Origin of the sequence: Pantoea sp. JGM49, from assembly GCF_018257655.1 — a bacterium.
Classification (GTDB): domain Bacteria; phylum Pseudomonadota; class Gammaproteobacteria; order Enterobacterales; family Enterobacteriaceae; genus Pantoea; species Pantoea communis.
Map to the genome: position 1 here is coordinate 105711 of NZ_JAERJM010000005.1, position 21713 is coordinate 127423.

Here is a 21713-nt window from a genome sequence, read left to right on the forward strand (position 1 = left end):
CTTATTGTGGTTGGCTCTCGGTGCTATTCGTTCAGGATATTGCGTATAGGGTTCGAAGTTTTAAAAAAGAATGTATTGCATACATTTATAAGGCCGGGTAAGCCTGCTGCATGTTGAAAGAAAATATTCCATGCGCATTTGCCAAGAACATGATTTATCGAAAAATTTTGACACGCCTTCTATTCTGTCTATAGTTATTCCCGGTCCGGAACTCCTCCGGATTTGGGTGTAATGGAAACTGAATCTTTTTCCCGGGTACCGTCCCGGGATTTTTTTCCAGACCTGGCGATTTGTCCTGATTTTTCGCTTCGCAGCTGTCCGGAAGCAGGGGCCAGTGCGGAACACTGGTAGTGCCGAGGTGATATTATCTGGCTTCAGAACAAGTGCTTACTGGTCCGAAATGGGCTGGTTTTTCCGCTTCCCCCCTATTGACCTGACTAATCAGAACAACCTGGCCGCCATCGGGCTTTTTCTCAGCATAATCATTTCAGTTAATTCCTTCTCTTTGTCAGTCAATTGGCGAGCATTGTTAACCAGAATCACATTCTCCCAAATGTATCCGGTAGTTTTATGAAAAATAAATTCATGTTTTTTGATTCAATGGGTGCAGCAGTAGATAACGTCCTGCTTCACTATTTTTTGTGATGTCAGAAAACAAAGCCGACTGGCTGATATGCTCTGAACACGGTGAATCCCTCTATGCGACGGGGCCAGGCTACACAGGTACAGCAGGAACAAAAGCGCGATTCAGGTGGTAGCCTTTCTGAATCACCGGGAGGCACCCGGCACCGTAACTTTTACTGAAGAATGAAGAGGCGCTACGGAGGTGGCCATGCTCTGGATGGAACAGGGGCTGTATCTCAGGGTGGAAGAACTGCCCGGCGGGCCGCGGCCGCTGCCGCTGCTGAGCGGGTTCAGCCTCACGACGGCCTACAGGGCGCTGGGATGCTTTAATCCTTCGGAAACGTCTGACGCGTATTTCATTCTTTCCAACGACCGCGACGAGGTCTGGTTTATCTGTAACCGGCATCTGCGAACCGTTGTTATGCGCCATGACTGCACGGCATTCCGTTTGCCGCTCTCTTCCCTGGACGAACGTTTCGTGACCGGTGAACTCCCGGTGTTACCCCTCAGGCTCAGCGATTAAACAGCATTCTGAGAAGAACCTTCAGGTGTTCTCTCTCGGCCTCATCGTCGGCACCGTCGAGGCACCCTATTAGTTTCAGGCACAAGGCGGTGCGCGTCAGCCGCCGTTCCTGACGCAGGATTTCAACGGTGATGCGGCCCAGCAGCTCAATCTGGCAGGGGTGAGTGACCTGGCTGAAATAGCCGGTCAATCCGGCTTCTTTTTCCGGTGGTAGTCCGTCCTGTCGCATCAAATACCCGTGCGTAGTGAATGAGGTCGGGCGCAAAGTAACCGATGCACAGGCGCGTGTACAGCAGTAATCCTGCGGTGCTCTATCTTTTAAACAGCACCACCCATTATTGCAGACAATTCAGCGGTATAAATTAACGCTCCGGTTATCAGGGAGGCTAAGTGAATAGAAAAGTAACGGCGGACGACAGCATGCCCATTACCCTGCCCGACACCAGCTTCAGCCAGGTGCTGAATCCGGAAGACACCAACCGGGCCGATACCCGCGCCTTTCTTGCCCGCGACGCAGAGCCTTTTACGCTGCCCGGGTTTGTGACGCCGTTTGGCTACACCCTCTGGCAGAACAGAGCAGAGCGACAGTTCAGGCTGGTCACGCAGGAGCGTGATCCGGAGACCGTTTATGCGGTGCGGCTGGAGGAAACCGAAGACTTCACCTCGCCGGAGCGCGCCTGCATACAGGTTATGGTATGGCGCACCCGCCAGCCTCAGCATGAGGGGGCGGTGCACGGCCTGGCGCGGCGTTTTTTCTGCCATTTTCTGCATCGCTGGTCGATCATCATTACCGACAGCGCGCAGACCAACGCGGCAAAAGTGATGTGGGAGGGGATGGTGGCCTGGGCGCTGCGCGACCCGGAGCACTACGTATACGTGTGGGACGGCACAGGTGAATCGGGCTGTCTGCACCCGGTGCGCAGCTGGCTGGCGTTCTGCGGTCACTGGGCCGCCTTCTGCTGGGGCGCGGAGCCTGAAAGCCATCTGCGGCGACGGGTTGTCATCAGCACGCACCCCCTGAACGCTGCGCAGAAGTAATACGAATGCGGCACGGCACGCCTGCAGAACAACTCTCCACCGGAGGGATGTCACGCGCCGTTCCGCACACACAGCCTGGCGCATATCGCTGAAGTCGCAAGCGTGAGGGTCCAGCGGGCCCGCATTTCAGGTTCAGCCACCCAGTATTGCGTGTCCGCCATCATGGTCCTGAAAAAAAGTTTCCTGAAGGCGGGCAGCCCTGTACAGACGTGCCACAATATAACTTCATGAAATACAGGACATCTTTTAACTGAGGAAGACATCATGACAACAGCAAGACGCGGGGGAGCCGGAAACTTCGCGGCCGACCCGGCACGCGCCTCTGAAGCGGGCAGCAAAGGCGGCGCCGTCAGCGGCGGTAACTTCAAAAACTGTCCCGATCGCGCGCGCGAGGCCGGTCGTAAAGGCGGACTTATCAGCCGGCGGAGCCCAAAACCTGAAGTTTAAATAAAACCACACGGACGCGCGCCGGAAGTAAATTAAATCCCGGCGCGCTTAATTAGGAAATATGCATTTCCAAATTATATCTGAGGTTGAAGTAGAATAATCAACCGAGCTTACCCCCCTGATTTTTCTGATATATGGCGCATATTAATAGCCAGTAACCTGCTGGCTTATCATCCATATTTATCAGGCCATGTTAAGTCCTCTTCTGAGATTAAATCCCGAAACATTCACATGCTCAGGCTGCATCTCAGGATGAAAACGATTTCAGACTACACATAAGTTTTATTCAGTATTTTCCGATATTTACCTCTGATAATCTGTCATGCATCTGAATTCAGGGTGTTTTTTATTGCTGTGCGGCTGAGCGTAATTCTGACTGACGGGATAATGCGCGGAAAGTATTTAAACGGAACCGGTTTTCAGTCCGTTAAGTGACTACACTGAAATACCGTAATAAAGCGGAGGGAGAGCAAAGCATGCCTGATAATGACCATGACCAGAACCAAATGATTATTGGCGAAGCGGCAGTTCATCTGGCGATGAATAATGCGGACATTACCGTTGGCTCGCTTATCCGCGAGCTGGCTGAGATGGCCGACGTAGAGGAAAATCCAGCGCGCTGCGTGCAGATAAGAGGGGCGAAACGCTGGCTCCGCAGGTTTGAGTCATTACCGGGCAACCGGGACGAGCTGAGATGGATTACCGCCTCAGGCCGCGGCTCAACGCACTGAAGGCATCTCCCGCCTGTTCGGATGATACCGGGCAGGCTTCTTCCCTGTACCCCGGCCCCTGAGCTGAGCATGCTGTTCTGACTGTTGTACAACCCTTTCGTTAACCCGCTCATCATTCGCGCGCTGATACTCACCTAAGTTACTGTTTAGTAACATCTAGCACTTTTTGCACAAAAATATAAGCTGTACAACAACACAATTGCTGTACAAGTTTGATTTAGTTGTATAACTTTACGGTCAGACAGAGCCGACTACATTTTAACCACTGAGAGGTTCACCATGCGTCAGAGCAATACGAGATTCCCGGATTCCGCCAGCGACATTGCGCATTACTTCAGCAAGGCATCGGCGCCGACCCAGCAGGAAACGCTGGGGCAGATTGTCGTTGAAATCCTGCGCGCAGGCAAGAACCTTAACCGTAAGGCCATCTGCACCAAGCTGTTACGTCGCCTTGAAGTGGCATCCAGCCTGGAAGAAGAGCGTCATTACCAGACGCTTATCGGTATGTTGTTCGAGCGTTAAGTTTCAGTTTCCATGTAAAAACGCCCCGCAGCATGCATACAAGGGCCGTCCGGACTGGGCGACCGGCACTTTGTCCGGATGACAGGCACCATAAGGCGCGGGTATGCAAAGAAGTAAATCAGAAAGACTGGTCGATATAGTTTTGGGTGATGCTGTCATAACTATGCTTGACAGCGGCGATGACATTGGCGCCGTCAGGCTGATTGGCGTGCTTAAGTCCATGACAAAGATCGAGCAGAACGCCGAACGACTGGAAGCAATTATGATGGCTATTCATGAAGTTGAAGCTACTCTTCCTCAAGTAAGCAGCAGCCGTGATGCAGCAATTCTGGCTTTTAATGCTGAGCCCGCACCTGACAATGGTCGCAAGCACTGAACCTCAGCACAGATTTCCGTTTCAGACGGAAAGTGGCAGGACGCCCGCAGGATGCGGCTACCGGAGGGTGGCCGTTTTTATTTCAGGCACTGAGCCTGGCCACTTTTGCCCGCAGGGCCTGACGGATAACACTATGCAGCTTAACGAACATCACACCACCACCGAAGCCGATATCATCCAGCACTTCCGCAGCGGCGGCGACGCGCTGGCCGCCGAGACCGCCGTGCTAGACGCCGTCATCCGCGACATCGTTATTCACGGCAAAAAGGTCACCAGCAAAGCGATCATTCTTTATCTTATCGCCGAGCTGGAGAGCACTTCAGACGTGGTCGAGCTTGACGTGCTGCGCAGCGCCCTGGAAATCGTGGTGGGCAAAACGCCTGACGACGAAGGCTTCTGATATTAATTCTGCTGCGCAGTATGCGCAGATGCCACAGCAGCCGGAGAGTCAAATCCCCCTTTTGAGGCCCATACGGAGCAGCTCACGGCGGCGGCGAGGGTAACGGCAATCCAGACTTTCACAGGCATCTCCCGGTTTAAACAATTTCACACTTATCAGTGTGGCACCTCACCGTCATTGCGCGAGGAGTGATCGTCAGAACGGGAGTAATCTGAAGGTCAGTGCATCTGCTGAGCCAGCAGCCTGACGGCGCGTTCGCAGCTTTCGCGCATCCCGGCAGTGCCTGCCGCTTCGCCCATGCTGTGCAGGGCGCTGGTGATTTCGTGAAGGGTGAGGTACTGGTCCGGCTTAAGAAGGCGCGCCACGACCGTTCCGATAACGGCGTAGATATCTTCGGCGGTGGTGTCATCGTTCATATGACCTCCGTCCGTAAGGTGGATAAGTATACAGTATATCAGAAAGGCGACCCCGGGGATACGGCAGCGCCCCGGGTGACTTCAGTGAAGCTTCTGCGCTGACATACCTTCAGTGCCGTGCACCCCGGTCTTTTCAGCGGCGCGAATCTGCATTTCCCGCCGCACCTCTTCAATGGCACGCAGCCCTGCGCGAACGCGGTCTTCATCCGTTTCATGCTCAATCGCCGCCCGCAGGCGGTCCGTCAGGACGGCCCAGCTGATGGCGATGTCCTCTTCCAGCAGCGCGGTGACGGCCTCGCCAATCATGATGTCGGCCATTTTTTCTTCAAAGTCATTTTTCATGGGGTTTTCCGGCGGCAGGTTTCGGGCGCAGAGCTTACCACAGCGCAGCGGGTCCGGACATTAACGGGGGAGAAGAACCTGTAGAAAACTTTTGCGCTGCAGCGTCAGCGCTGTCCGGCAGAGGCATGCTGTCCTGAAAATACCTTACTCCGGCGCCGGTAATTTCTTTCTGCGGCCGCGCTGCTTTGCTGCGGGCGGGGCGGTTTCCGCCACCGGAGAAGGCTTCTCCAGGCGGTACAGGCAGACGTCGCCGCGCTCCGCCAGACTCGCCGGCCAGATCATGGCCGCGTTCCCGTCCTCCACATACAGCTCGCCCAGCGGCTGTACCACGGCCCAGGGCGCGCCCAGCGTGCGGCGCAGCTGCAGGATCTCCTGCGCCATCGCGACGGCCTCCGCGTCATGGCTGTCCGGATCGCCGGCGATGTGACGGAGCCTGTTTTCGCTGAGCATGGTTGCCTCTCCTGTGTGTTATTGCCTGTTGCACTGATAGCCCACCGGCAGATTGCCGGATATCTCCTGCTGGCGCATGCTGCAGTTATCTCCGGTGCTGAAAACAGGGAGATTACGAAACCTTTACGCTTAATAACTCGCTGACGGCTTGCAGAGTCCGCAACCCATTCTACACTGGGCGAACCAGTGAAAAGAGTACCGATTTTAAAACAATAAGAGGAAAAAAAATGATTTTAAGTGAGTTTATGCTGAAGGTGAACCGCTGGCCTGACATGCATTTCACAGCAATTGAAAGCGAGCAGCGCGAGGCCGTCATCGAGATTTATGCCCTCGACTTCTCAAACCAGACCAAAAGCCGGCTGCTGATTTACCGCACGCCGGACGCGCAGCATGCGGCGGCCATGATGACGCATTTCCGCACCTGGCTTGAAAAGGCCAACCGCGGCAGAACCCTGCGGCAGGAAAAGGCTGATGTGCCCGCGGCCGTTATGGCCACGCAGCTTCCGCCTCACCGTGCCGCGTCCTGTTAATCATACGGGGCCCGGGGGCCCCTGTTCTGTTCCTGCGCCTCAGACGGCCTCGCGGGTTTCCGGCCAGGCCACGGCCGCCCCCTCTGCGGTGAACAGCGCGCCCTGGAAATCAGTGACCCCTGCCGCCTCCAGCCACATCCACTCTTCCGGCTGCTCGATGCCCGCCGCGATGACGTTAATCTCCAGCGCAGAACAGCAGCGCAGCACCGCGTGCACCACCGCCTGGCGGGGTCCGCTGCGGTGAATATTGCGCACGATCGCGGCCCCGATGCGTACGCGGTCCGGCTGGACGTGCGCCAGCAGAGACAGCCCGGCGGAGCCGTCACCGAAGTTATCGACAGAGAGGCTGATGCCGGCCTGCTTCAGCTGCCGCACCGCTGCGGAAAATGCTTCCAGCTGAGAAATCACCTCCGTCTCGCTGACGCCCAGTATGATTTGCTGCGGCACCAGTTCAGCGCTGTCGATGGCGCGGACAATCCGACCAACGGCATCCGGAACGGATACCAGCGTCCCGGGCAGAATGCTGAGGTAGAGCATCATGTCGTCAGGGCATGACCTGCCGGCTCTGTGCAGCGCCCCGGTGACCGCAGCGAGATTATGTACGTACATCGCATCGCCGGAGAGCCCCTCCGGCGCATCATCGGGTATGGCCTCAAGGGCCGTGACCTCACGGCCGAGCGGGTCGACCACCGGGCGGAAGGTCACGCCCGCGGCGGGGGCCGGTGACCCGTTCTCATCCGGCACAAAGTCCCAGTAGTCGGCGGGCAGAACCTCAAAGTAGTTTTCTTTCTCCCGGGCCTCCACGAAGGTTCGCAGAAACTGCAGGCCGCGATCGTCATAGGTCAGGCGGTACTTAGAGGTGCCGCGGTCAAGCACCGCCTGCAGCACGCTGCCGCGGGGGTGTTGGCGCAGATCGAACAGCTCCATGCCGTGGTTGCCGAAGCGCCGCGACGGCGAGTAGTCGCGCATCAGCTCAACCACGTTGTGATGGCGCCGGTCGGCGCAGATGCGGCCGTAGATGTCCAGCACGCCCTGTTCCGGGCCCTCCAGGATCTGGAAGAAGTGCGTGCCGTTAAACAGCAGGATGCCCGTCACCTGATGGCGGGCGTTGAGCAGGCTGGCCTTCTTCACCATGTCCGGCAGAATGGTGACGGGCACGTCATCGGCCAGGTGGCTCCGGTAAATTATGGTTGTAAGCATTTCAGGCTCCGTATTGCCGCAGATTGTCACGGGCACCATAGCAGCCGGCCGCGCTTTCTCAAACCGGACCGGTAGCCGGGTCTGGCTCGTCCCGGAGCTTTACGGGTCAGCGCAGGCTGCACCGCGCAGAGGTATCAGCGGGCAGGTATCAGAATGCTACCAGTGAAACCTCAGAAAGAACGGTGACGACCTTATGCGACGGCTGTCAGCTCATCAGCGTTGCTGACCAGCCGCCGGTCAGCATAATGGCCTCACCGCGCTCCAGGCTCAGGCGGAAGTGGTCGCGCATCGCTGCACTGATGCCGTTACCGCACCACTTCAGGTGATGGTCGTGGCGCCTCAGGGCGCTCGCAGGGATGCCGCTGCATGCATTATTAACCTCCACCCTGAACCCCTGGCCCGTCAGCCGGATGGCTTCCATTCAGATTTCAGTGCTGTCCGTGACGCTGACCGCCTCCAGAAACAGGGGGATGGCCGCACGCCGCGCTGACGCCGAAGCCATCAGGCTCCACTGCGCCAGTACGGCCGCATGGAAGCGCCCCTGTCGTTCCGTGGCGCCTTCACTGGCATCGCTGCGCAGCCACAGATTGAGCGGCCGCAGGTAGCGGTTAACGAAGTCGTCGGTACAGTAGTCCGTGGCCATCATGCGCATTTCCCGGCGCACATCGTCATCGGTGTGGCGGTGGAGCAGCTGCAGCATATCCTCCTCGCGGAATGTCCAGCCGCCCCTGAGCGCCAGCCCCGGCCAGCGCAGCGTCGCGTGAATGTCAAACAGCGTATTGCCTCCGGCGGTCAGATCCAGCACGCGCAGCGCACACGCCAGCTGGGCGTCCGAGTACCCTTCTTTTGAGGGCGGGGATATAAGGCCTGCCCGCCGCCAGCGTCGCAGGGTTTCAGGCAGCACGCCCACGATACCGCAGACGGTATCAGTTGTATGGAACGGCATAAATTGCGTCCGTCAGGGGAGAAAGCCTGTCTGGCAGGGCCGGAGGTTTAACTGCGCGGGCTTGAGAGGAACTCGTCGCGCGGAGAGTCTCATTACCACACTACCTGATATAAATTATTACGGATACGGCTAATTTCAGAATAAACTCCGGGCGCTTTCACCATCCGCGACTACAGTGTGACGTGAGGCTGTCATCAACGTGAAACGGAGGTAGTAAATTTGTCTATTCAACACGACGGGAAAGGGCACGTCATTATTGGCGAGGCGGCACTGAGCCTGGCGCTGGGCGAAAAGGAAATAAGCGTGCAATCGCTTATTGCCGAGCTCGGACACATGGCGGAGGCCGGCGGCAGCGATAACCGGCTCACTGAAATATCCGAAGCCAGAAGCTGGCTGAAGAGCTTCCACGAGCCGGAGCAGGCCGTCCGGCACGTGCCGTACCTGCAGACCCTTGCGGGCCTGAACGACGAGAAGAACTGACGCCAAAGGACGTAGTCCGGCTCTGGCCGGAAGACGACGATGAAGATGACCTCAGCGGTCGCGCTCAGGCGTGTACCGGCCGGAGAACCTGTCAGGGACGACACTCTCCGCATATCCCGTGCTTAAATCGCATCAGAAATTAATTCCACCGTTATATATATTCAGGCATACATTGCTCCTTTTATCATGGAAGGAGGCCGCTTATGTGGCAGTTTTATTATCTGCTCAGAATGGCGCAGCAGGACCAGCTGCACGTGAAGGGCTGCGTGTGCCTTGAGGACCACCCGGAGTGTCAGTTCCTGGGCTCGGCCGTGAACTACCGGCACGCGTATCAGATCGCGTCACAGCAGCTGAAGATGCGGGCCTGCATCTGCCGCCTGTGCGTGGACGACAGCATGACTGAAGCGCGGGACGCCTCGCTTTCACCGCCCGCGCAATGAGCGGTTTTTACGCTTAAGTCACAGACCGGTTATTTGTTCACCTTCCGGTACCGTCACGCGGCTAAACTTAACGTTACCCGATACCGGGTGACGGAGGTAACCATGGCTGACCGTAACGATAAAAATGTGAAGGATGGCAAAGACGCCGACCACAGCAAGCTGCCTGCGGGCAACAAAAAAGACACCAGGGACAGCGATACCATGAAGCAGAAGGGCGGAAAATAGCATGTCTGACCAGCCGATGCCTGACGATGCGACCCCGCTGCCGGACCACGAGCCGGCGCCCGGTCATGAAGACGAGGTGCCGGGCGGCGACAGAGACATTCCGCCTGACCGGGGCGCCACCCCGCTGATTTAACCGCCTCCGGGCGGTTTTTTTTGGTGCTTATATCTGCGCGCCGCTTATCGCGATACACTGTGTATATCCCCAATAAGCGGAGCGCATCTGAAAACCGAAAATGAAATACAGGAACTGATGCACGAAGCCATCGGGCTGGCCATCAGGCAGGTACTGCACAGGGGCGGGACAGTCAGCCCGCACGAACTTATCGGCACGCTGTGGCGTCTGAAGGAGTCCGGTACCGATATGGCCATGCGCGAGGCCTGCAGCCGGGCCATCCGGATTTTTGCCGCCAAACTTAACTGAATTAGCCCTGTCGCGCAGGCGTTAAAAGGCCTGCCCGCCGGCGTCATCCGGCGTGTGACTGACGATAAGCTCCAGCACGCTGCGCAGCACCGCCTGTCTCTGCGCGTCACGCTCCTGCTCAAGGTCGCGAATGACGTGGGTGATGAGCGTTTTATTAGACAGCTGTCCGCCTGAGGCCAGGATCGCCTGTATTGCCTCTTCAAGCTCCTGACTTTCAGCCGCCAGCGCGTCGCCGCTGCTCTGCAGGCGGGTGCGGATTGTGGTCACTGAGTTGGTATTTTTCATGCTGTGAAGGTCCCTGCCGGAGCATCCTGAGCGGATGACGGCGGTAAAAGTGGTGTTGCGGATTGTTAATGTGTGGCCGGGAGCTCTGCATCTGCAGAACGTACCCGATAACAGAGAAATTATAGGTTAAAAGGCGCTGGGGTGCGCTTCGTTAATGATGGCGCGCGCAGGCAGTCATCTTACGAAGTCAGGTGAAGGCGGACGCTGAGCGCCCGCTCCTGAAGGTTGTGGTTATCTCATTTCATCTTCATCATCAGCCTGCAGGCGAATGGTGGACTCGCCGCCGGCACTGGGGCTGTCTGCATCACACAGCATCCATTTCTTACCGGCGCCCCCGCGTGAACCGACGGTCCGGAAGTCGCGCAGCCAGCTGATGGCATCGCTGATGCGCCGGCTGCGGCTGCTGGTTTTCTCTGCTTTGAGCATAATGTTCAGCTCCGTCAGGAGAGCATCAACGGATATTTCCTCTTCACGCACGGCAAGATTGACTGCTGCTTCACCAATAACTGCGTGACCGGTCATGTCCTCGCTGTACAACACGTTTACACCTCGCTTAAGAAATGAATGAGAATAATTTTAACCATATTGTTATTATAGCAAATGGCGGGGAAGGATTTAAATGAGGTGCATAGTTATCGACTATCGATTAATAAGGATAAATAAATTGAATCTTTTCATTTTATTATAAGTGGCTGATATTTTTTCTGATATATTGATGTTGTAAATTCCATCCTGAGAAAATATCTCTCACTCTGGCCTGCTCCCGGGTCAGAGCAGGTAACTCGTACTGTCAGAAGCACGGTGCATGTAATGCGCATCCGATTCCGAAAGGGCGCACCCGTAGGCAGACTGCTAAATCCTGTTCAGGTGCAGTAAAGCCAGAGGATCTACGCAATGGTTTTTCTCAATAACGAGCTTCCTGCAGAGAATATGTTCATTAACTCTCTCATTTATTTTTTCCGTCTCCAATGACTGACTGATTGCCGAAGCGAAAATATGCTGCCACTTTCACACTGGCGCTGTGCTTAAATATAAATCTTTTTGTTCGAAGCGGCGCTTCCCGGACCTGGCGTCCTGTATATCCGATGTCACCTGACATTCAGTTAATCGGTAGAGGCGAGTCGTACGAGTTTATATTTAAGTGCCCGGTGCATAAAATAATTTAAGCCCCGGGAAGGGGCCGCACTGATATGGCCCTGCGCATAGAGTTGCCAGAGCCAGTCATCCGCCTTACTTTAACCGTAAATATCTGACTTACTCAGGTTGCTCCTGAATCTCGATGCGGATAATCGTTACAGGCTCGCCGCGGCTTCCCGTGGCGCAGTGCCGTTCTGCCGCGCGGATAAACGGGCTGCGGACTTCCAGCATGTCCGCAATTTCACGGAGCTTTTCTGTCAGGCAGGAAGGGGAAACGGGAAGATAGGTCGGGGGCAGGGCTCTGGCCATGAGTAGTGACTCGCAGTTGTCTGTTGTGTACATCATATCTTCGGCTGCCGCCCGATTTTCATGAGCGCAGTCATATTCGGATTAAAACATACAAAAAATGCATGCAACCTTCCTCCGTCTGTCGGGCTACGCCGTGACTTCACCTTAGCCGGGCCGCTTCGTCCGCAAGGCAGGCTTTGCCTTACGACTCACCCGTTCCCCGCCCTTCGCGGGACATTCAGTCCGCTCAGGCGGCGCGTGCGGTTTCGTCCTTCGACCCTGCGTCCTGCGCCATAGCCCGGCTGCCGTGACGTCACGGCGCTGATGCCGTGCAACCTGTAGACCGGAGTAATCGTGAATCAACTTCTCACCACTGGCCAGCTGGCCCAACAGCTGCTGCGCTTTGAACCCGATACACCCTGCGTGGTGCACCTGTGGGTAGCTGATGATTTCGAAGACGTGGCACCAGAGCTGACGCCCGACGAGGTGCTGGCCACAATCGCGCTGGCCGACGCCTCGCTCGATGCGGATACGAGTCTCAGCTGGTATTTGCTGCGCCACTGTGCCGACACCATCCCTGCCGCACGTGTTGAAACAGACGCTGCCTGATCATCAGAAAACCGGAGGCGGCGGGACAACCCGCCGGACAGGTAATGAGAGCAATGACCGTACGGGAATTCAGGGCGCGGCTGGCCGCAGTCGGCGATGACGAGCTGTGCTGCGGCACCTTCTGGCTGGCAGAGGATTTTCTCGGCATTAACCCGGATATGACGCCGGATGAGATTGCGGCGGCCATGGAGTATGCCGAAGACCATCATGATGCAAACGAGGGATTTAACTGGTGGCATCTCGAGATGCCATCGATGCTGTCTTGCTCGAGAAGAAAGGGGCATAGCGCTGCCCGGTATGCAGCTGCCGATCCTCTGATGTCGCCGGTCATGGCGGCATCACTGCAGGAATGAAAAAGGTTGTCGTTGCGCTCCGCCTCCATGCCTCCGGTGGCCTCCATCAGAATCAAAGAAATATTTAGTCCGCTGATTTTGTTAGTAATTACCTCAAAACCTGCAGTGTCATTACTGACGGTGAAAGGAATAATCTCCTCTGTAGAGGCCACGTCCAGCGTGGCCTTAGCCACATCACTACCAATGCACTGCAAATCCGGCTGACTCATGGTGCCCCTCATTACGATACGAATTTAGGTTCAGACAACTGTCCGGGCTAATGATGAGTGGCTCAGTCCGTGCGCACTCGCTTGTTTACGGGCTCTTGCGCCCCGGAAGCTTCACCTGCTGCACGGACCTCGCCAGACCTGCAAAGTCAGTTTAGATATTTACCGACATATAAGGGAAGCTGTCGCCGGAGTGCTCACCCGTTCCCCGCCGTGCGCGGGACATTCAGTCCGCTCCGGCGGCGCGTGCGGCTTGCGCATCCGCCCCTGTTTGCTCTGCTGTTCGCCCGTCTGTGTGGAGGTCACGGCACCACTACCGGTGCCCCCTTCATACACAGGAGCATCACTATGTCTCGATTCATGCACGGCGACAGCGTACAGGTTATGGGCGGCTTTCCGGATAAGAGCATTGATTTCATTCTGACGGACCCGCCATATCTCGTCGGCTTTAAGGACCGTTCCGGTCGCTCGATTGCCAACGACGTGAACAGCGAGTGGGTGCAGCCGGCAAGCAACGAAATGTTCCGGGTGCTGAAAGACAACAGCCTGGCGGTGAGCTTCTACGGCTGGAACCGGATAGACATTTTTATGCAGGCATGGAAGGCGGCCGGGTTCCGCGTGGTGGGCCACATCGTCTTCACCAAGCCTTACGCCTCAAAATCGGCCTTCGTCGGCTACCAGCATGAAAGCGCCTACGTGCTGGCCAAAGGGCGCCCGGCGCTGCCGGCAAAGCCGCTGCCGGACGTGATGCCGTGGGAGTACACCGGCAACCGCCATCACCCGACCGAAAAGCCGGTCAGCGCCCTCCGGCCGCTGATTGAGACCTTCACGCAGCCCGGCGCCATTGTTCTGGACCCGTTTGCTGGTTCCGGTTCGACCTGCGTGGCCGCCCAGGCTTGCGGACGCCGCTGGATTGGTATCGAGCTGATGGAACAGTACCACGCCGCCGGCCTGCGCCGCCTGTATGCCCACCGCGACGCCCGTGCGGCCTGATGAACGGAGAGAACACGATGAACGATCACACTATGCACCCTGATAACGACGCGCTGGCCGATGACGTGGCCGACCTGGAAGAGTCGCTGTACGAATTTCATCTGCGCCTGCGCGACATGATTGCACGCCAGCTCTGGCAGGGCGCCAGCCGCGAGCAGCGCATGGCCGGCCTGCTGATTGAGGGGATCGATAATGACCTGGTTGAACTGTACCGGCGCGCGGCCGTGATAAAGAAACATCTGAGGGCGTAACTGATTAGAAAATGAGCGCCACTCTGCATCCCTGCCGGCGCACGGCAGGGCCAGTTTTATCCACAGGGTTCCGGGGCGGATATGCACCCGGGATGTGGACAAGACAATATGGATGTTGCTGCGCGCCTCATTGATGCCGCCTGCGGCGGGAGAATAAAAATCCGTGCGGTCTGCGGCCGGTGCCGTGACTTCACTTTAGCCCGGCCGCTGCGTGTTCAAGATGCACAAGCTCGTCTCCTTGTATGTTTATAGAGGGGTGTAGATGATTCTATACTCATCTGGTTCCCAAGATGCTGCAGCACGATCGTCTCCATGGGCTGAAAGCCCGAGGGGGAGCAATCCCGCGCAGCATCTTTTTCAGCATTAGCCCGAACAATTGCCTGGCGCACTTAAAGCCCGTATCTGCAAGGCAGGGAGAACTGAAATGAGCGATAAAACAACCGTTGGTATTGACGTTTCAAAGGTCGCTTTAGATGTCTGGATCGACACCAGAGAGCGACTGATACATCTGGAGAACTCCGCCTCAGGCATCGTGCAACTGCTGAAGGAATTCGAAGGACTTCACATATCTGGCGTTATCATGGAGGCCACAAGCCGGTATCACTCTCTGGCTGAATCAATGCTGATTTCAGCGGGTCTGCCTGTTGCCGTCATTAATCCCCTACAGATAAAGAATTTTGCCCGGGCGATGAGCAAGGTGGCAAAAAGCGACCCCATTGATGCCAGGATAATCTGCGAATATGGTCGTCGTATGAAACCGGAGTTCAGACCTGTCAGGGATAAAGTACTTCAGGATATGGCAATGCTCCTGACGCGGCGGCGTCAGCTGGTGCAGAATCGTGTCATGGAAATCACCAGGCTGCAGGAAAAAAGCGGCGCCTGGATTGAGAAGGACATCGCGGAGCATATTGCGTGCCTGAATGTGCAGATCGATGCCCTTGATAAGGAAATAAAAGACCAGCTGAATCAGAATGCTGCATTCTCTCCAAAACGAAAAATGCTTGAAACAGTTAAAGGTATCGGGCCGGTAACTCAGGCTGCGATCCTGAGTCAGCTTCCGGAGCTGGGACATCTTAATCGCAGGCAGATTTCAGCCCTGGTTGGCGTATGCCCCTATGACAGGGATAGCGGGCAGCTCCGCGGTAAAAGGGCTATCTGGGGCGGCAGGTCCGGTCTGCGCGCAACACTCTATATGGCAATGCTTTCAGCGGTAAGATATAACCCCCAGATTAAAAGTTTCTACACGTCGCTTGTTGCACATGGAAAACCCAAAAAAGTGGCTATAACAGCCTGTATCAGAAAATTTATTACGATTATGAATGCTATGTTCCGTGATCAAAAGGACTGGGCATATAGCTGAAGGATTAGTTTATGGCCCAATGTGAAAAATATGATACGCCTCCGGACTAGATCTGAACGAGGTAATGGTCCGTTTTGTGCCAAGCGGACATTGCAAACTCAGGAGTGTATACGCCAGCTCAGAGATGAATATGACCACAGGTCAGCCAGTCTTTTTTACATGGGTATAAATATCAGGCCGTGTGATGCTCCATGCATAGTTTTCCCGATTAACAGGTTCGTACCCAAATTTTTCATAGAGCCAAGGTGCTGTGGTTGTAAACAACATGATCCTGCGAAGCCGCTCAAAAACTGGATGATGATGTATGCACTGCATCACCCACCTTCCCAGCCCTTCTCCTTGGTATTCCTCAAGGATATATACATCACAAAGGTAAGCGAACGTAGCGTAATCTGTTATTAATCGCGCGAAACCAATTTGGGTTTCATCGTGATAAACACCGAAATTAAGGCTGTTTTCTACTGATGCACTGACGAGATCCAGATCAATCCCTTTTGCCCATGTTGACCTCGTAAGATAGAGATGGATAGCCTGCACATCCAGTTTCTTCCGGTCTGTACTCACCAAGTAGTTATTCTTATGCCACTCATGTATCTCTGAAATGTTCACGTTCATTCCTGTTTATGAATTTCCGGGAAGCCTGACCTTAACACTTGATGGAAAATCGCACCATTTAGGACTTCTTCGAAAATATAATCCTGCGCCCTTTTTCAATGAGACATTACGTCTGTTTTTCGCTCAGGCTGTGTGAAAACCCTGCCACAAAACTGAAGTGTGCGTATCTACGCAAAATCTGGAAGTGCTCGACTGGCTGGCCGGAGCCAGATTTTACGTATGAGCGCAGTTTTCAGCCCTGTCTTTGGCAGTTTAAGCGACCAAAACAGTTTTCACACAGCCTGCGCTCAAAGCAGACGTTGCACTGCTGAGCAGCTTTATACTACAGGTGACCTGATTACTACGTAGCTTTAGGGCTGAAACAGCTTAGAGTGACGAGATTAGCTAAATGTGGGGTGAGGGGATTACTACTTTGAACTACTTATGACCGGTATCCTATGAGTATCCTGGAAAACCGGCTTAACTGTAGCTTCTGAGGTAAGTCGTTGATAATTTGGTGGCCCCTGCTGGGTTTGAACCAGCGACCAAGCGATTATGAGTCCCATTTTGAAGCGAGTTAAATCAGTAACTTACTGATTTCTATGTTTTCTCTGGGCCGAATAGTGATGAAAAGTGGCACATAGCGTTGCGCTCTGCTGCCACTTTGCTGCCAATCCAATCTAAAACCAAAAAATTGGGAAGGGTTGGATTAACTGAAGTTTCATATGACCATTATATATATTAGTGATTGTGAATTCTCAATTAATAAAGGTTATAATATAACAGCCTTCTTTATCAAAGAAGGCTGAATAATCCTAATTTATAAATTAAATGAGCTGGACCATCTGATCTATGGATTGTTTTAATTCTCCATAGGTGTAACGATTGGCTTGCATTGTTACGTTCTCTGGATGGTGAATATGGTTACGTATGAATGACTGTAATGTTGTTGGCAATGGCTGCTGTGGCAATCCATTCTTTTCCCTAGTCCATTGTTTACTGGATGTAATAAGTTGAGAGTTGAGCCATAGATCAACATCAGAAATTGTTTTTAGGCTATTCTTTTCTTGCAAATAACCATATAGTTCATTGTGTAAGTCAACAGTGGCTAAATTATATGCTCTATAACTAATCTCACCCCAAGAAGGACTCCATGGAAACATGGGAGAAGTTGTTGCAGTAGTAACGGAACTACTGTTATTAGTCTTATTGAAGATGAATAAGCCTGTATTTTTCAGATATGGAGATGAAAGCATAAATGGAGAGTGAGTAGTAATAAATACCTGTTTTGTTTTTGATATAACCATCAAAGCATCTAATAATTTTTTTTGCCCGGAAGGGTGTAAGCATAATTCAGGCTCATCTATAAAGAAATAAAACGGTTTCGAAACCGCAGCATTAGCCACATTAGATGTTATATTTGCATAAACTTGCAGCAGTGCCAAAGCTACGGCTCTCTGCATTCCATGCCCCTTTTCGCTCATTGGTACAGACACACCATCATCAATAATAATGCTTGCAGTCTTGAAGAAGTTCTCAATTTGTAATTCTTCAAAAGAAAATGAAATATTAGCCATGCCAAATTGAGAGGAGAATATATTCTGTACTTGATTTTCAATTTGAGCAATCTTACTTCTCAATAGCGATGCCGGATTGTTGAAGAGTCCATGATAACTACTTTGAAAATTTTGATATTCGGGGGTGTTAGTGTGACCTAATGCTATTTCTTTCAGTAGGGAACCGCAGATAGTTGATGCACCAAATTTAGATTCATCGCTCGGATTAGTATCAGCCCATATAAAATTATTGTCGTAAAATTTCTTGAATGGTGCATCGATTCCTGAGGGGTTTGAATAACTACCATTGGCATTATCCCAGAAGTTGATTTTTTTGATGTCATCTGGGAAGTTTCTATCCCATGACCTTTTAACTTTAAAATGCTCCGCTCCACCATGCTGATATATACAGCTTAAGAAGGATCGATTTTTATTATTTTGAACATGAGCGTTAACGGAGCCTGAAACATTTCCAGTATAAACTACTTCGACCATGAAGTCGTTCAATGCCATAGACGGATTGGATTTGTTTAGCAAGGACTCTGGATCTTTTTTTGTGGAATCTTTGATGAAATCGAGACACTCAAAAATTGTAGATTTTCCAGAGTTATTTTCTCCTACAAATATATTTAGGCCGCTACCCTCTGTGTTTCCATTAGGTACATTGAAATTAAAGTTATGACTGCCATGAAAGCCTTTAAAATTTTCGATAATCATTGATTTTATAAACATAATTAATCCCTATTTATGCTAACTTAAGGAATTCTACCCCCTATTTAACCTACATAAGATAGGTAATTAGAAGATATATCCCACCATTACTAATGATTTCGTTGAGTTACTAATTTATGATTTTCTGGAATTCTTTGAAAAAGGCTGATTTTTTATGATTCCTTAAATTTATCAGCCTGTTATTATCAAATACCATTATACTTAAATGCGATCAAGAGGGTTCAGCAACATCGCTTCAGATAAATGATCCGGAGCAAAGTGCGCATACCGCATCGTCACCTTAATATCCGTGTGCCCCAATATTCGCTGTAGTACAAGGATGTTGCCGCCATTCATCATGAAATGAGACGCGAAGGTATGACGTAAAACATGTGTTAGTTGCCCTGCAGGTGTCTCGATGCCTGCGCGTTGCATAGCCTTTCTAAAAGCTGAATAGCATGGTTTAAAGAGCACCTGCGCTTTCCTGCTGGATGGCAGTTCAGCCTGTAATTTTTCAGTTATCGGCACCGCTCGATTTTTCTTACCTTTAGTTTTAACGTAGATGATCTGACCGGCGCGGATTTGGTTGCCCTTCAAGCCTTCGGCTTCACTCCATCGTGCGCCAGTTGCCAAGCAGATTTTCACAATGGTCGTTAGGTCTTTGGAGCGGTTGTTCTCGCATTCGACGAGAAGGGTTCTAATTTCCTCAATGGTGAGATACGCCATCTCCGATTCACTGATTTTAAACTCCCGCACGTTTTCTAACGGGTTCGGTGCGGTCCATTCATCTAACCGGCGCAGCTCGTTAAACATCGCTCTGAAATACGCCAATTCTAAATTGACCGTGCGGGGCGTAACTGTCTTCACTCGAGTGGAGCGGGTGATCTTCCCGCTTAACCGCTGCTCGCGATAAGACGCAAAAATTTTTGCATTAAACTCAGTTGCGAGTGGGTTTCCCATTGCCTCGCAAGCGAACGCCATTGTGGTTCGCCGCTTCTCACCATCAGCCAACGTAATGCCATGCGTGTTGAACCACAATTCAACCAGCTCAATTACCCGCCGCTTATCTGCTTTCTCTCCCAGCCAGGGCTTATCTTGAGCCTGTTCTTTCACGAACTTCTCATAGGATTGCGCTTCGCCCTTCGTCGCAAACTGGCGGCGAATCCTCTTGCCGTCACGGCCGTTTGGGAAAACCTGTGCCTGCCATTTCCCGTTGGGTAATTTGTTTATCGCCATGCTTCGCCTTTAAAGGAACTCAGTGCGGGCAACGACTTTGCCCAAAACCTTGATGTCGTCTGCCTTGCATTCAAATGAGGCTTTGCCATTCTCAACGCGGATGCGTCCGCCGGGAAAACGGTACAGTTCTTTAATGCTAATGAGCTTATCAATCTCGATGAGCCACAACCCGTCAGTGATTTCTGCGGCGGTCATATCAACCAAGTAATTCTGTTTCTCGAAATGTACTAACAGTGGGGCTTTAACATCACTTGGTAAGAGTTGAGCGTCATATTCAACCCAATCAGATGATGAAAAGTTCCCATTTGTGATTTTTCTGAGTTCGATTTTGGTTGATGGCTCATCTTGATTTGTGATGTTCGAGTCACCGCGTCCGTAGGTCAGCCACTCAAGAGAAGTACCAGTTTCCATCGAGCAAATGAGAACCCAATCAGCAGGAAAGTTCCCGCGCATTATGCGGTTAGCCATAGTGCTCTGAGAAACATCTAAGTGCCGACACAGTGCCTGTCGGGATGGAAAACCGTATGCTTGAACGATACGCTCAATCGGGTCTTTACCACCCTCTGGTAAAGTTGGTGCTTTACGACTCGTAAAATCTTTCGTTGACCTTTCCAATTTGTGATCCTAATATTCACTCGTCGTATCAAGACGTGTTTAATAGTGATAAATAGAGTTGGCTAGAACTCAACAGAGGATAGTGCATCATGACCCGTAAACTTTCAATGCGCCCATCAATCAATCTCGTGATTTCGGAACCGTACATTACTGTCGAAGAGTTCTGCCGTCGCACAGGTTACAAGGAAGGCACCGTTCGCCAGATGTACCGCGAGAACCGTTTGCCTATCAGGAAGAAAGAGGGCGTAAACGGCCTTATCGAAATCAACATGGTTGCTCTCACTATCGAAGCCGCTGCTGGCTGTGAAATCACAATGCAGGCTTGATACATCCATATTGGGATAACGTGAGGTATTAAGCATGTTTGATTTCAGTATCTCCACACATAGCCATTTTGATGAAGCGTGCCGCGAGTTTTCCGCAAACCACAACATCATCCAGCTGGCTAAAAAGGCGGGGTTCAATCCGCAAACCATCCGTAACAAGCTAAACCCGGATCAGGTCCATCAGCTTACCGTTCGTGAAATGCTGATACTGACCGACCTGACGGAAGACTCAACGCTGGTTGATGGCGCATTGGCTCAACTGCAATGCCTGCCATGCGTGCCGGTAAATGAAATCGCTCAGGAGAACTTACCGGCTTATGTCCTCAAAGCTACCGCCGAGGTCGGGCAGTTGGCTGCTGACGTAGTCAGTCAGAAGAAATTTACCTCGGCCTGCCGACGCGGATTTGTGCAGAACGTTAACGCAGGCATTCGTTGCCTGACCCTAGCTGCGATAGCTGTTCAAACGCGCGTGCATTCAAACCCTGCAATGGCTGGCACTGCAGATATGTTAAGCGGAATCGGCGCGTCGATAGGGGTTGTTTAGTTATGGCGTTTTCAGTGGCGCCGCTTCTAAAACGGCAAAGCCCTTCACACGCATTCGGTCACGGTTGGATTGCAGCTGAAAATGGCAGGCGCTGGCACCCGGCAAACTCTCAAGCCGAATTGCTGGCAGGTTTAACTGGAAACAGGAAAAAAGCGACATGGCTTACAAAGCTGAAAGCATCACTGTTCAAATGAGCGCCGGGCAGCGAGTTAGCGCGCTTAATCATATTGCCGCACTTCGCACCATGATGTACGGCGATTGCGGTAATGAGATAAAGCGATTCATCAGTGATATGCGTAATACTCGTGATCCACAGTACGAACAAAATAACCGAGCGATGAGCGCCATTTTCTTTTTGGCAAACATCAATAAAGAACGTCACAACGTTGAATACAGTGAATTGACGAGTGACGAAATTACCGCGCTGATAGGTGCAATGAATCACTTTCGCGCAGTCGTGAGTTTATTTCCCAAGAAGCTAACGCTTCCAAATTAATTAACCCGAAAAAATAAATGGCGTAAACCCGCCGGGCATTTT

Annotated in this window: 36 protein-coding genes and 1 pseudogene; 22 read left to right on the forward strand and 15 right to left on the reverse strand. The window is 52.7% G+C overall.

Features of this window, described 5'->3' with window-relative positions; genetic code table 11:
* Positions 1–832 precede the first annotated feature (832 nt).
* Positions 833–1147: a hypothetical protein gene (locus tag JK231_RS10675; RefSeq protein WP_160833705.1), complete on the forward strand. Its 315-nt coding sequence runs from the start codon at positions 833–835 to the stop codon at positions 1145–1147.
* On the opposite strand, the gene JK231_RS10680 is transcribed toward JK231_RS10675, so the two are convergent.
* Positions 1137–1376 carry a hypothetical protein gene (locus JK231_RS10680; RefSeq protein ID WP_097118172.1) on the reverse strand — a complete coding sequence of 80 codons (240 nt, stop codon included), beginning with the start codon at positions 1374–1376 and terminating at the stop codon, positions 1137–1139. The genes JK231_RS10675 and JK231_RS10680 overlap by 11 nt on opposite strands.
* Positions 1377–1567: 191 nt before the next feature.
* On the opposite strand from JK231_RS10680, the gene JK231_RS10685 reads away from it, so the two are divergent.
* From JK231_RS10685 to JK231_RS10710, 6 genes are all read left to right on the forward strand, one after another.
* Positions 1568–2185, forward strand: coding sequence for a hypothetical protein (locus tag JK231_RS10685; RefSeq protein WP_097118171.1), 618 nt, complete (start codon positions 1568–1570; stop codon positions 2183–2185).
* A 264-nt stretch (positions 2186–2449) separates the two neighbouring features.
* Positions 2450–2632, forward strand: coding sequence for a general stress protein (locus JK231_RS10690; protein ID WP_097118170.1), 183 nt, complete (start codon positions 2450–2452; stop codon positions 2630–2632).
* 476 nt (positions 2633–3108) lie between these two features.
* A complete protein-coding gene (locus JK231_RS10695; RefSeq protein WP_097118169.1) occupies positions 3109–3363 on the forward strand; it encodes a hypothetical protein in 255 nt (84 codons plus the stop codon).
* A gap of 279 nt (positions 3364–3642) precedes the next feature.
* Entirely contained in the window at positions 3643–3885 is a 243-nt protein-coding gene (gene ycgZ / locus JK231_RS10700) for a regulatory protein YcgZ (RefSeq protein ID WP_039337534.1), read from the forward strand.
* A 103-nt stretch (positions 3886–3988) separates the two neighbouring features.
* Positions 3989–4261: a hypothetical protein gene (locus JK231_RS10705; protein ID WP_097118168.1), complete on the forward strand. Its 273-nt coding sequence runs from the start codon at positions 3989–3991 to the stop codon at positions 4259–4261.
* Positions 4262–4394: 133 nt separating this feature from the next.
* Entirely contained in the window at positions 4395–4661 is a 267-nt protein-coding gene (locus tag JK231_RS10710) for a biofilm/acid-resistance regulator YmgB/AriR (RefSeq protein WP_097118167.1), read from the forward strand.
* A gap of 218 nt (positions 4662–4879) precedes the next feature.
* Here JK231_RS10710 and JK231_RS10715 read toward each other — a convergent pair whose 3' ends face one another.
* From JK231_RS10715 to JK231_RS10725, 3 genes are all read right to left on the reverse strand, one after another.
* Positions 4880–5077 (reverse strand): hypothetical protein, encoded by a 198-nt coding sequence (locus tag JK231_RS10715; RefSeq protein WP_097118166.1) that lies wholly within the window; start codon positions 5075–5077, stop codon positions 4880–4882.
* An 81-nt stretch (positions 5078–5158) separates the two neighbouring features.
* Entirely contained in the window at positions 5159–5419 is a 261-nt protein-coding gene (locus JK231_RS10720; RefSeq protein ID WP_097118165.1) for a hypothetical protein, read from the reverse strand.
* Positions 5420–5563: 144 nt separating this feature from the next.
* Positions 5564–5869: a hypothetical protein gene (locus JK231_RS10725; RefSeq protein ID WP_176505757.1), complete on the reverse strand. Its 306-nt coding sequence runs from the start codon at positions 5867–5869 to the stop codon at positions 5564–5566.
* 227 nt (positions 5870–6096) lie between these two features.
* On the opposite strand from JK231_RS10725, the gene JK231_RS10730 reads away from it, so the two are divergent.
* The gene (locus tag JK231_RS10730; RefSeq protein ID WP_052127596.1) at positions 6097–6399 is read left to right on the forward strand and encodes a hypothetical protein; all 303 of its coding nucleotides are present in this window, start codon (positions 6097–6099) and stop codon (positions 6397–6399) included.
* A 39-nt stretch (positions 6400–6438) separates the two neighbouring features.
* Here the strand turns inward: JK231_RS10730 and JK231_RS10735 are convergent, their stop codons facing one another.
* From JK231_RS10735 to JK231_RS10740, 3 genes are all read right to left on the reverse strand, one after another.
* Positions 6439–7599, reverse strand: a complete 1161-nt coding sequence (locus JK231_RS10735; protein WP_211728504.1) for a diguanylate phosphodiesterase — start codon at positions 7597–7599, stop codon at positions 6439–6441.
* A gap of 205 nt (positions 7600–7804) precedes the next feature.
* Positions 7805–7984: a hypothetical protein gene (locus JK231_RS25485; protein WP_249221667.1), complete on the reverse strand. Its 180-nt coding sequence runs from the start codon at positions 7982–7984 to the stop codon at positions 7805–7807.
* A 36-nt stretch (positions 7985–8020) separates the two neighbouring features.
* The gene (locus tag JK231_RS10740; RefSeq protein WP_249221668.1) at positions 8021–8545 is read right to left on the reverse strand and encodes a MerR family transcriptional regulator; all 525 of its coding nucleotides are present in this window, start codon (positions 8543–8545) and stop codon (positions 8021–8023) included.
* A gap of 219 nt (positions 8546–8764) precedes the next feature.
* Here JK231_RS10740 and JK231_RS10745 point away from each other — a divergent pair, with 219 nt between their 5' ends.
* The 5 genes from JK231_RS10745 to JK231_RS10755 all read left to right on the forward strand — a co-directional run bounded on the left by JK231_RS10745 (position 8765) and on the right by JK231_RS10755 (position 10111).
* Entirely contained in the window at positions 8765–9025 is a 261-nt protein-coding gene (locus JK231_RS10745; RefSeq protein WP_045816976.1) for a hypothetical protein, read from the forward strand.
* A 203-nt stretch (positions 9026–9228) separates the two neighbouring features.
* The gene (locus tag JK231_RS10750) at positions 9229–9465 is read left to right on the forward strand and encodes a hypothetical protein (RefSeq protein ID WP_211728505.1); all 237 of its coding nucleotides are present in this window, start codon (positions 9229–9231) and stop codon (positions 9463–9465) included.
* 102 nt (positions 9466–9567) lie between these two features.
* Complete coding sequence (locus JK231_RS25655; protein ID WP_254919502.1) at positions 9568–9690, forward strand: hypothetical protein; 123 nt, start codon at positions 9568–9570, stop codon at positions 9688–9690.
* A gap of 1 nt (position 9691) precedes the next feature.
* Entirely contained in the window at positions 9692–9823 is a 132-nt protein-coding gene (locus JK231_RS25660; RefSeq protein WP_255253270.1) for a hypothetical protein, read from the forward strand.
* Between the two features lie 117 nt (positions 9824–9940).
* Positions 9941–10111 (forward strand): hypothetical protein, encoded by a 171-nt coding sequence (locus tag JK231_RS10755; protein WP_231568837.1) that lies wholly within the window; start codon positions 9941–9943, stop codon positions 10109–10111.
* Positions 10112–10132: 21 nt separating this feature from the next.
* On the opposite strand, the gene JK231_RS10760 is transcribed toward JK231_RS10755, so the two are convergent.
* The 3 genes from JK231_RS10760 to JK231_RS10770 all read right to left on the reverse strand — a co-directional run bounded on the left by JK231_RS10760 (position 10133) and on the right by JK231_RS10770 (position 11878).
* The gene (locus tag JK231_RS10760) at positions 10133–10396 is read right to left on the reverse strand and encodes a biofilm development regulator YmgB/AriR family protein (RefSeq protein ID WP_211728506.1); all 264 of its coding nucleotides are present in this window, start codon (positions 10394–10396) and stop codon (positions 10133–10135) included.
* A 231-nt stretch (positions 10397–10627) separates the two neighbouring features.
* Entirely contained in the window at positions 10628–10936 is a 309-nt protein-coding gene (locus JK231_RS10765) for a hypothetical protein (protein WP_211728507.1), read from the reverse strand.
* Between the two features lie 714 nt (positions 10937–11650).
* Positions 11651–11878 (reverse strand): hypothetical protein, encoded by a 228-nt coding sequence (locus JK231_RS10770; protein WP_249221669.1) that lies wholly within the window; start codon positions 11876–11878, stop codon positions 11651–11653.
* Positions 11879–12175: 297 nt separating this feature from the next.
* On the opposite strand from JK231_RS10770, the gene JK231_RS10775 reads away from it, so the two are divergent.
* Positions 12176–12430: a hypothetical protein gene (locus JK231_RS10775; protein ID WP_249221693.1), complete on the forward strand. Its 255-nt coding sequence runs from the start codon at positions 12176–12178 to the stop codon at positions 12428–12430.
* A 53-nt stretch (positions 12431–12483) separates the two neighbouring features.
* Positions 12484–12783: a hypothetical protein gene (locus tag JK231_RS25490; RefSeq protein WP_249221694.1), complete on the forward strand. Its 300-nt coding sequence runs from the start codon at positions 12484–12486 to the stop codon at positions 12781–12783.
* 20 nt (positions 12784–12803) lie between these two features.
* Here JK231_RS25490 and JK231_RS25495 read toward each other — a convergent pair.
* A pseudogene (locus tag JK231_RS25495) lies at positions 12804–12992 on the reverse strand (IS110 family transposase); the annotation flags it as partial.
* Between the two features lie 345 nt (positions 12993–13337).
* On the opposite strand from JK231_RS25495, the gene JK231_RS10785 reads away from it, so the two are divergent.
* From JK231_RS10785 to JK231_RS10795, 3 genes are all read left to right on the forward strand, one after another.
* Positions 13338–13982 (forward strand): DNA methyltransferase, encoded by a 645-nt coding sequence (locus tag JK231_RS10785; RefSeq protein ID WP_097098556.1) that lies wholly within the window; start codon positions 13338–13340, stop codon positions 13980–13982.
* Between the two features lie 17 nt (positions 13983–13999).
* Complete coding sequence (locus JK231_RS10790; RefSeq protein ID WP_160833699.1) at positions 14000–14233, forward strand: hypothetical protein; 234 nt, start codon at positions 14000–14002, stop codon at positions 14231–14233.
* Positions 14234–14657: 424 nt separating this feature from the next.
* Positions 14658–15593 carry a transposase gene (locus tag JK231_RS10795; RefSeq protein ID WP_211728508.1) on the forward strand — a complete coding sequence of 312 codons (936 nt, stop codon included), beginning with the start codon at positions 14658–14660 and terminating at the stop codon, positions 15591–15593.
* Between the two features lie 141 nt (positions 15594–15734).
* Here JK231_RS10795 and JK231_RS10800 read toward each other — a convergent pair whose 3' ends face one another.
* The 4 genes from JK231_RS10800 to JK231_RS10815 form a co-directional block, all read right to left on the reverse strand.
* Positions 15735–16208 carry a GNAT family N-acetyltransferase gene (locus JK231_RS10800; RefSeq protein ID WP_097118155.1) on the reverse strand — a complete coding sequence of 158 codons (474 nt, stop codon included), beginning with the start codon at positions 16206–16208 and terminating at the stop codon, positions 15735–15737.
* 806 nt (positions 16209–17014) lie between these two features.
* Complete coding sequence (locus JK231_RS10805; RefSeq protein ID WP_211728509.1) at positions 17015–18475, reverse strand: ATP-binding protein; 1461 nt, start codon at positions 18473–18475, stop codon at positions 17015–17017.
* 201 nt (positions 18476–18676) lie between these two features.
* Entirely contained in the window at positions 18677–19690 is a 1014-nt protein-coding gene (locus JK231_RS10810; protein ID WP_211728510.1) for a tyrosine-type recombinase/integrase, read from the reverse strand.
* Positions 19691–19699: 9 nt separating this feature from the next.
* The gene (locus tag JK231_RS10815) at positions 19700–20305 is read right to left on the reverse strand and encodes a phage repressor protein CI (protein ID WP_211728511.1); all 606 of its coding nucleotides are present in this window, start codon (positions 20303–20305) and stop codon (positions 19700–19702) included.
* Positions 20306–20394: 89 nt separating this feature from the next.
* On the opposite strand from JK231_RS10815, the gene JK231_RS10820 reads away from it, so the two are divergent.
* Genes JK231_RS10820 through JK231_RS10835 form a run of 4 tightly spaced genes read left to right on the forward strand, consistent with a single transcriptional unit; the run spans position 20395 to position 21671 of the window.
* Positions 20395–20631: a regulator gene (locus JK231_RS10820; RefSeq protein WP_211728512.1), complete on the forward strand. Its 237-nt coding sequence runs from the start codon at positions 20395–20397 to the stop codon at positions 20629–20631.
* 34 nt (positions 20632–20665) lie between these two features.
* Positions 20666–21175, forward strand: coding sequence for a phage regulatory CII family protein (locus JK231_RS10825; RefSeq protein ID WP_211728513.1), 510 nt, complete (start codon positions 20666–20668; stop codon positions 21173–21175).
* A 2-nt stretch (positions 21176–21177) separates the two neighbouring features.
* On the forward strand, positions 21178–21369 hold the full coding sequence (locus JK231_RS10830; protein WP_110867359.1) for a phage filamentation protein Fil family protein: 192 nt from the start codon (positions 21178–21180) through the stop codon (positions 21367–21369).
* The gene (locus JK231_RS10835; protein ID WP_211728514.1) at positions 21333–21671 is read left to right on the forward strand and encodes a DUF5347 family protein; all 339 of its coding nucleotides are present in this window, start codon (positions 21333–21335) and stop codon (positions 21669–21671) included. Before JK231_RS10830 ends, JK231_RS10835 begins: the two co-directional genes overlap by 37 nt.
* Positions 21672–21713: the final 42 nt, after the last annotated feature.

Bases quoted from the DNA above. Each gene is read 5' to 3' on its own strand.
- JK231_RS10685 (WP_097118171.1), top strand. From the start codon at position 1,568: ATGCCCATTACCCTGCCCGACACCAGCTTCAGCCAGGTGCTGAATCCG.
- JK231_RS10795 (WP_211728508.1), top strand. From the start codon at position 14,658: ATGAGCGATAAAACAACCGTTGGTATTGACGTTTCAAAGGTCGCTTTA.
- JK231_RS10785 (WP_097098556.1), top strand. From the start codon at position 13,338: ATGTCTCGATTCATGCACGGCGACAGCGTACAGGTTATGGGCGGCTTT.
- JK231_RS10830 (WP_110867359.1), top strand. From the start codon at position 21,178: ATGGCGTTTTCAGTGGCGCCGCTTCTAAAACGGCAAAGCCCTTCACAC.
- JK231_RS10710 (WP_097118167.1), top strand. From the start codon at position 4,395: ATGCAGCTTAACGAACATCACACCACCACCGAAGCCGATATCATCCAG.
- JK231_RS10740 (WP_249221668.1), bottom strand. From the start codon at position 8,545: ATGCCGTTCCATACAACTGATACCGTCTGCGGTATCGTGGGCGTGCTG.
- JK231_RS10755 (WP_231568837.1), top strand. From the start codon at position 9,941: ATGCACGAAGCCATCGGGCTGGCCATCAGGCAGGTACTGCACAGGGGC.
- ycgZ (WP_039337534.1), top strand. From the start codon at position 3,643: ATGCGTCAGAGCAATACGAGATTCCCGGATTCCGCCAGCGACATTGCG.
- JK231_RS10735 (WP_211728504.1), bottom strand. From the start codon at position 7,599: ATGCTTACAACCATAATTTACCGGAGCCACCTGGCCGATGACGTGCCC.
- JK231_RS10790 (WP_160833699.1), top strand. From the start codon at position 14,000: ATGAACGATCACACTATGCACCCTGATAACGACGCGCTGGCCGATGAC.
- JK231_RS10820 (WP_211728512.1), top strand. From the start codon at position 20,395: ATGACCCGTAAACTTTCAATGCGCCCATCAATCAATCTCGTGATTTCG.
- JK231_RS10805 (WP_211728509.1), bottom strand. From the start codon at position 18,475: ATGTTTATAAAATCAATGATTATCGAAAATTTTAAAGGCTTTCATGGC.
- JK231_RS10810 (WP_211728510.1), bottom strand. From the start codon at position 19,690: ATGGCGATAAACAAATTACCCAACGGGAAATGGCAGGCACAGGTTTTC.
- JK231_RS10835 (WP_211728514.1), top strand. From the start codon at position 21,333: ATGGCTTACAAAGCTGAAAGCATCACTGTTCAAATGAGCGCCGGGCAG.
- JK231_RS10750 (WP_211728505.1), top strand. From the start codon at position 9,229: ATGTGGCAGTTTTATTATCTGCTCAGAATGGCGCAGCAGGACCAGCTG.
- JK231_RS10680 (WP_097118172.1), bottom strand. From the start codon at position 1,376: ATGCGACAGGACGGACTACCACCGGAAAAAGAAGCCGGATTGACCGGC.
- JK231_RS10730 (WP_052127596.1), top strand. From the start codon at position 6,097: ATGATTTTAAGTGAGTTTATGCTGAAGGTGAACCGCTGGCCTGACATG.
- JK231_RS25660 (WP_255253270.1), top strand. From the start codon at position 9,692: ATGTCTGACCAGCCGATGCCTGACGATGCGACCCCGCTGCCGGACCAC.
- JK231_RS10690 (WP_097118170.1), top strand. From the start codon at position 2,450: ATGACAACAGCAAGACGCGGGGGAGCCGGAAACTTCGCGGCCGACCCG.
- JK231_RS25490 (WP_249221694.1), top strand. From the start codon at position 12,484: ATGACCGTACGGGAATTCAGGGCGCGGCTGGCCGCAGTCGGCGATGAC.
- JK231_RS10705 (WP_097118168.1), top strand. From the start codon at position 3,989: ATGCAAAGAAGTAAATCAGAAAGACTGGTCGATATAGTTTTGGGTGAT.
- JK231_RS10715 (WP_097118166.1), bottom strand. From the start codon at position 5,077: ATGAACGATGACACCACCGCCGAAGATATCTACGCCGTTATCGGAACG.
- JK231_RS10695 (WP_097118169.1), top strand. From the start codon at position 3,109: ATGCCTGATAATGACCATGACCAGAACCAAATGATTATTGGCGAAGCG.
- JK231_RS10760 (WP_211728506.1), bottom strand. From the start codon at position 10,396: ATGAAAAATACCAACTCAGTGACCACAATCCGCACCCGCCTGCAGAGC.
- JK231_RS25655 (WP_254919502.1), top strand. From the start codon at position 9,568: ATGGCTGACCGTAACGATAAAAATGTGAAGGATGGCAAAGACGCCGAC.
- JK231_RS10800 (WP_097118155.1), bottom strand. From the start codon at position 16,208: ATGAACGTGAACATTTCAGAGATACATGAGTGGCATAAGAATAACTAC.
- JK231_RS10770 (WP_249221669.1), bottom strand. From the start codon at position 11,878: ATGATGTACACAACAGACAACTGCGAGTCACTACTCATGGCCAGAGCC.
- JK231_RS10825 (WP_211728513.1), top strand. From the start codon at position 20,666: ATGTTTGATTTCAGTATCTCCACACATAGCCATTTTGATGAAGCGTGC.
- JK231_RS10720 (WP_097118165.1), bottom strand. From the start codon at position 5,419: ATGAAAAATGACTTTGAAGAAAAAATGGCCGACATCATGATTGGCGAG.
- JK231_RS10725 (WP_176505757.1), bottom strand. From the start codon at position 5,869: ATGCTCAGCGAAAACAGGCTCCGTCACATCGCCGGCGATCCGGACAGC.
- JK231_RS10675 (WP_160833705.1), top strand. From the start codon at position 833: ATGCTCTGGATGGAACAGGGGCTGTATCTCAGGGTGGAAGAACTGCCC.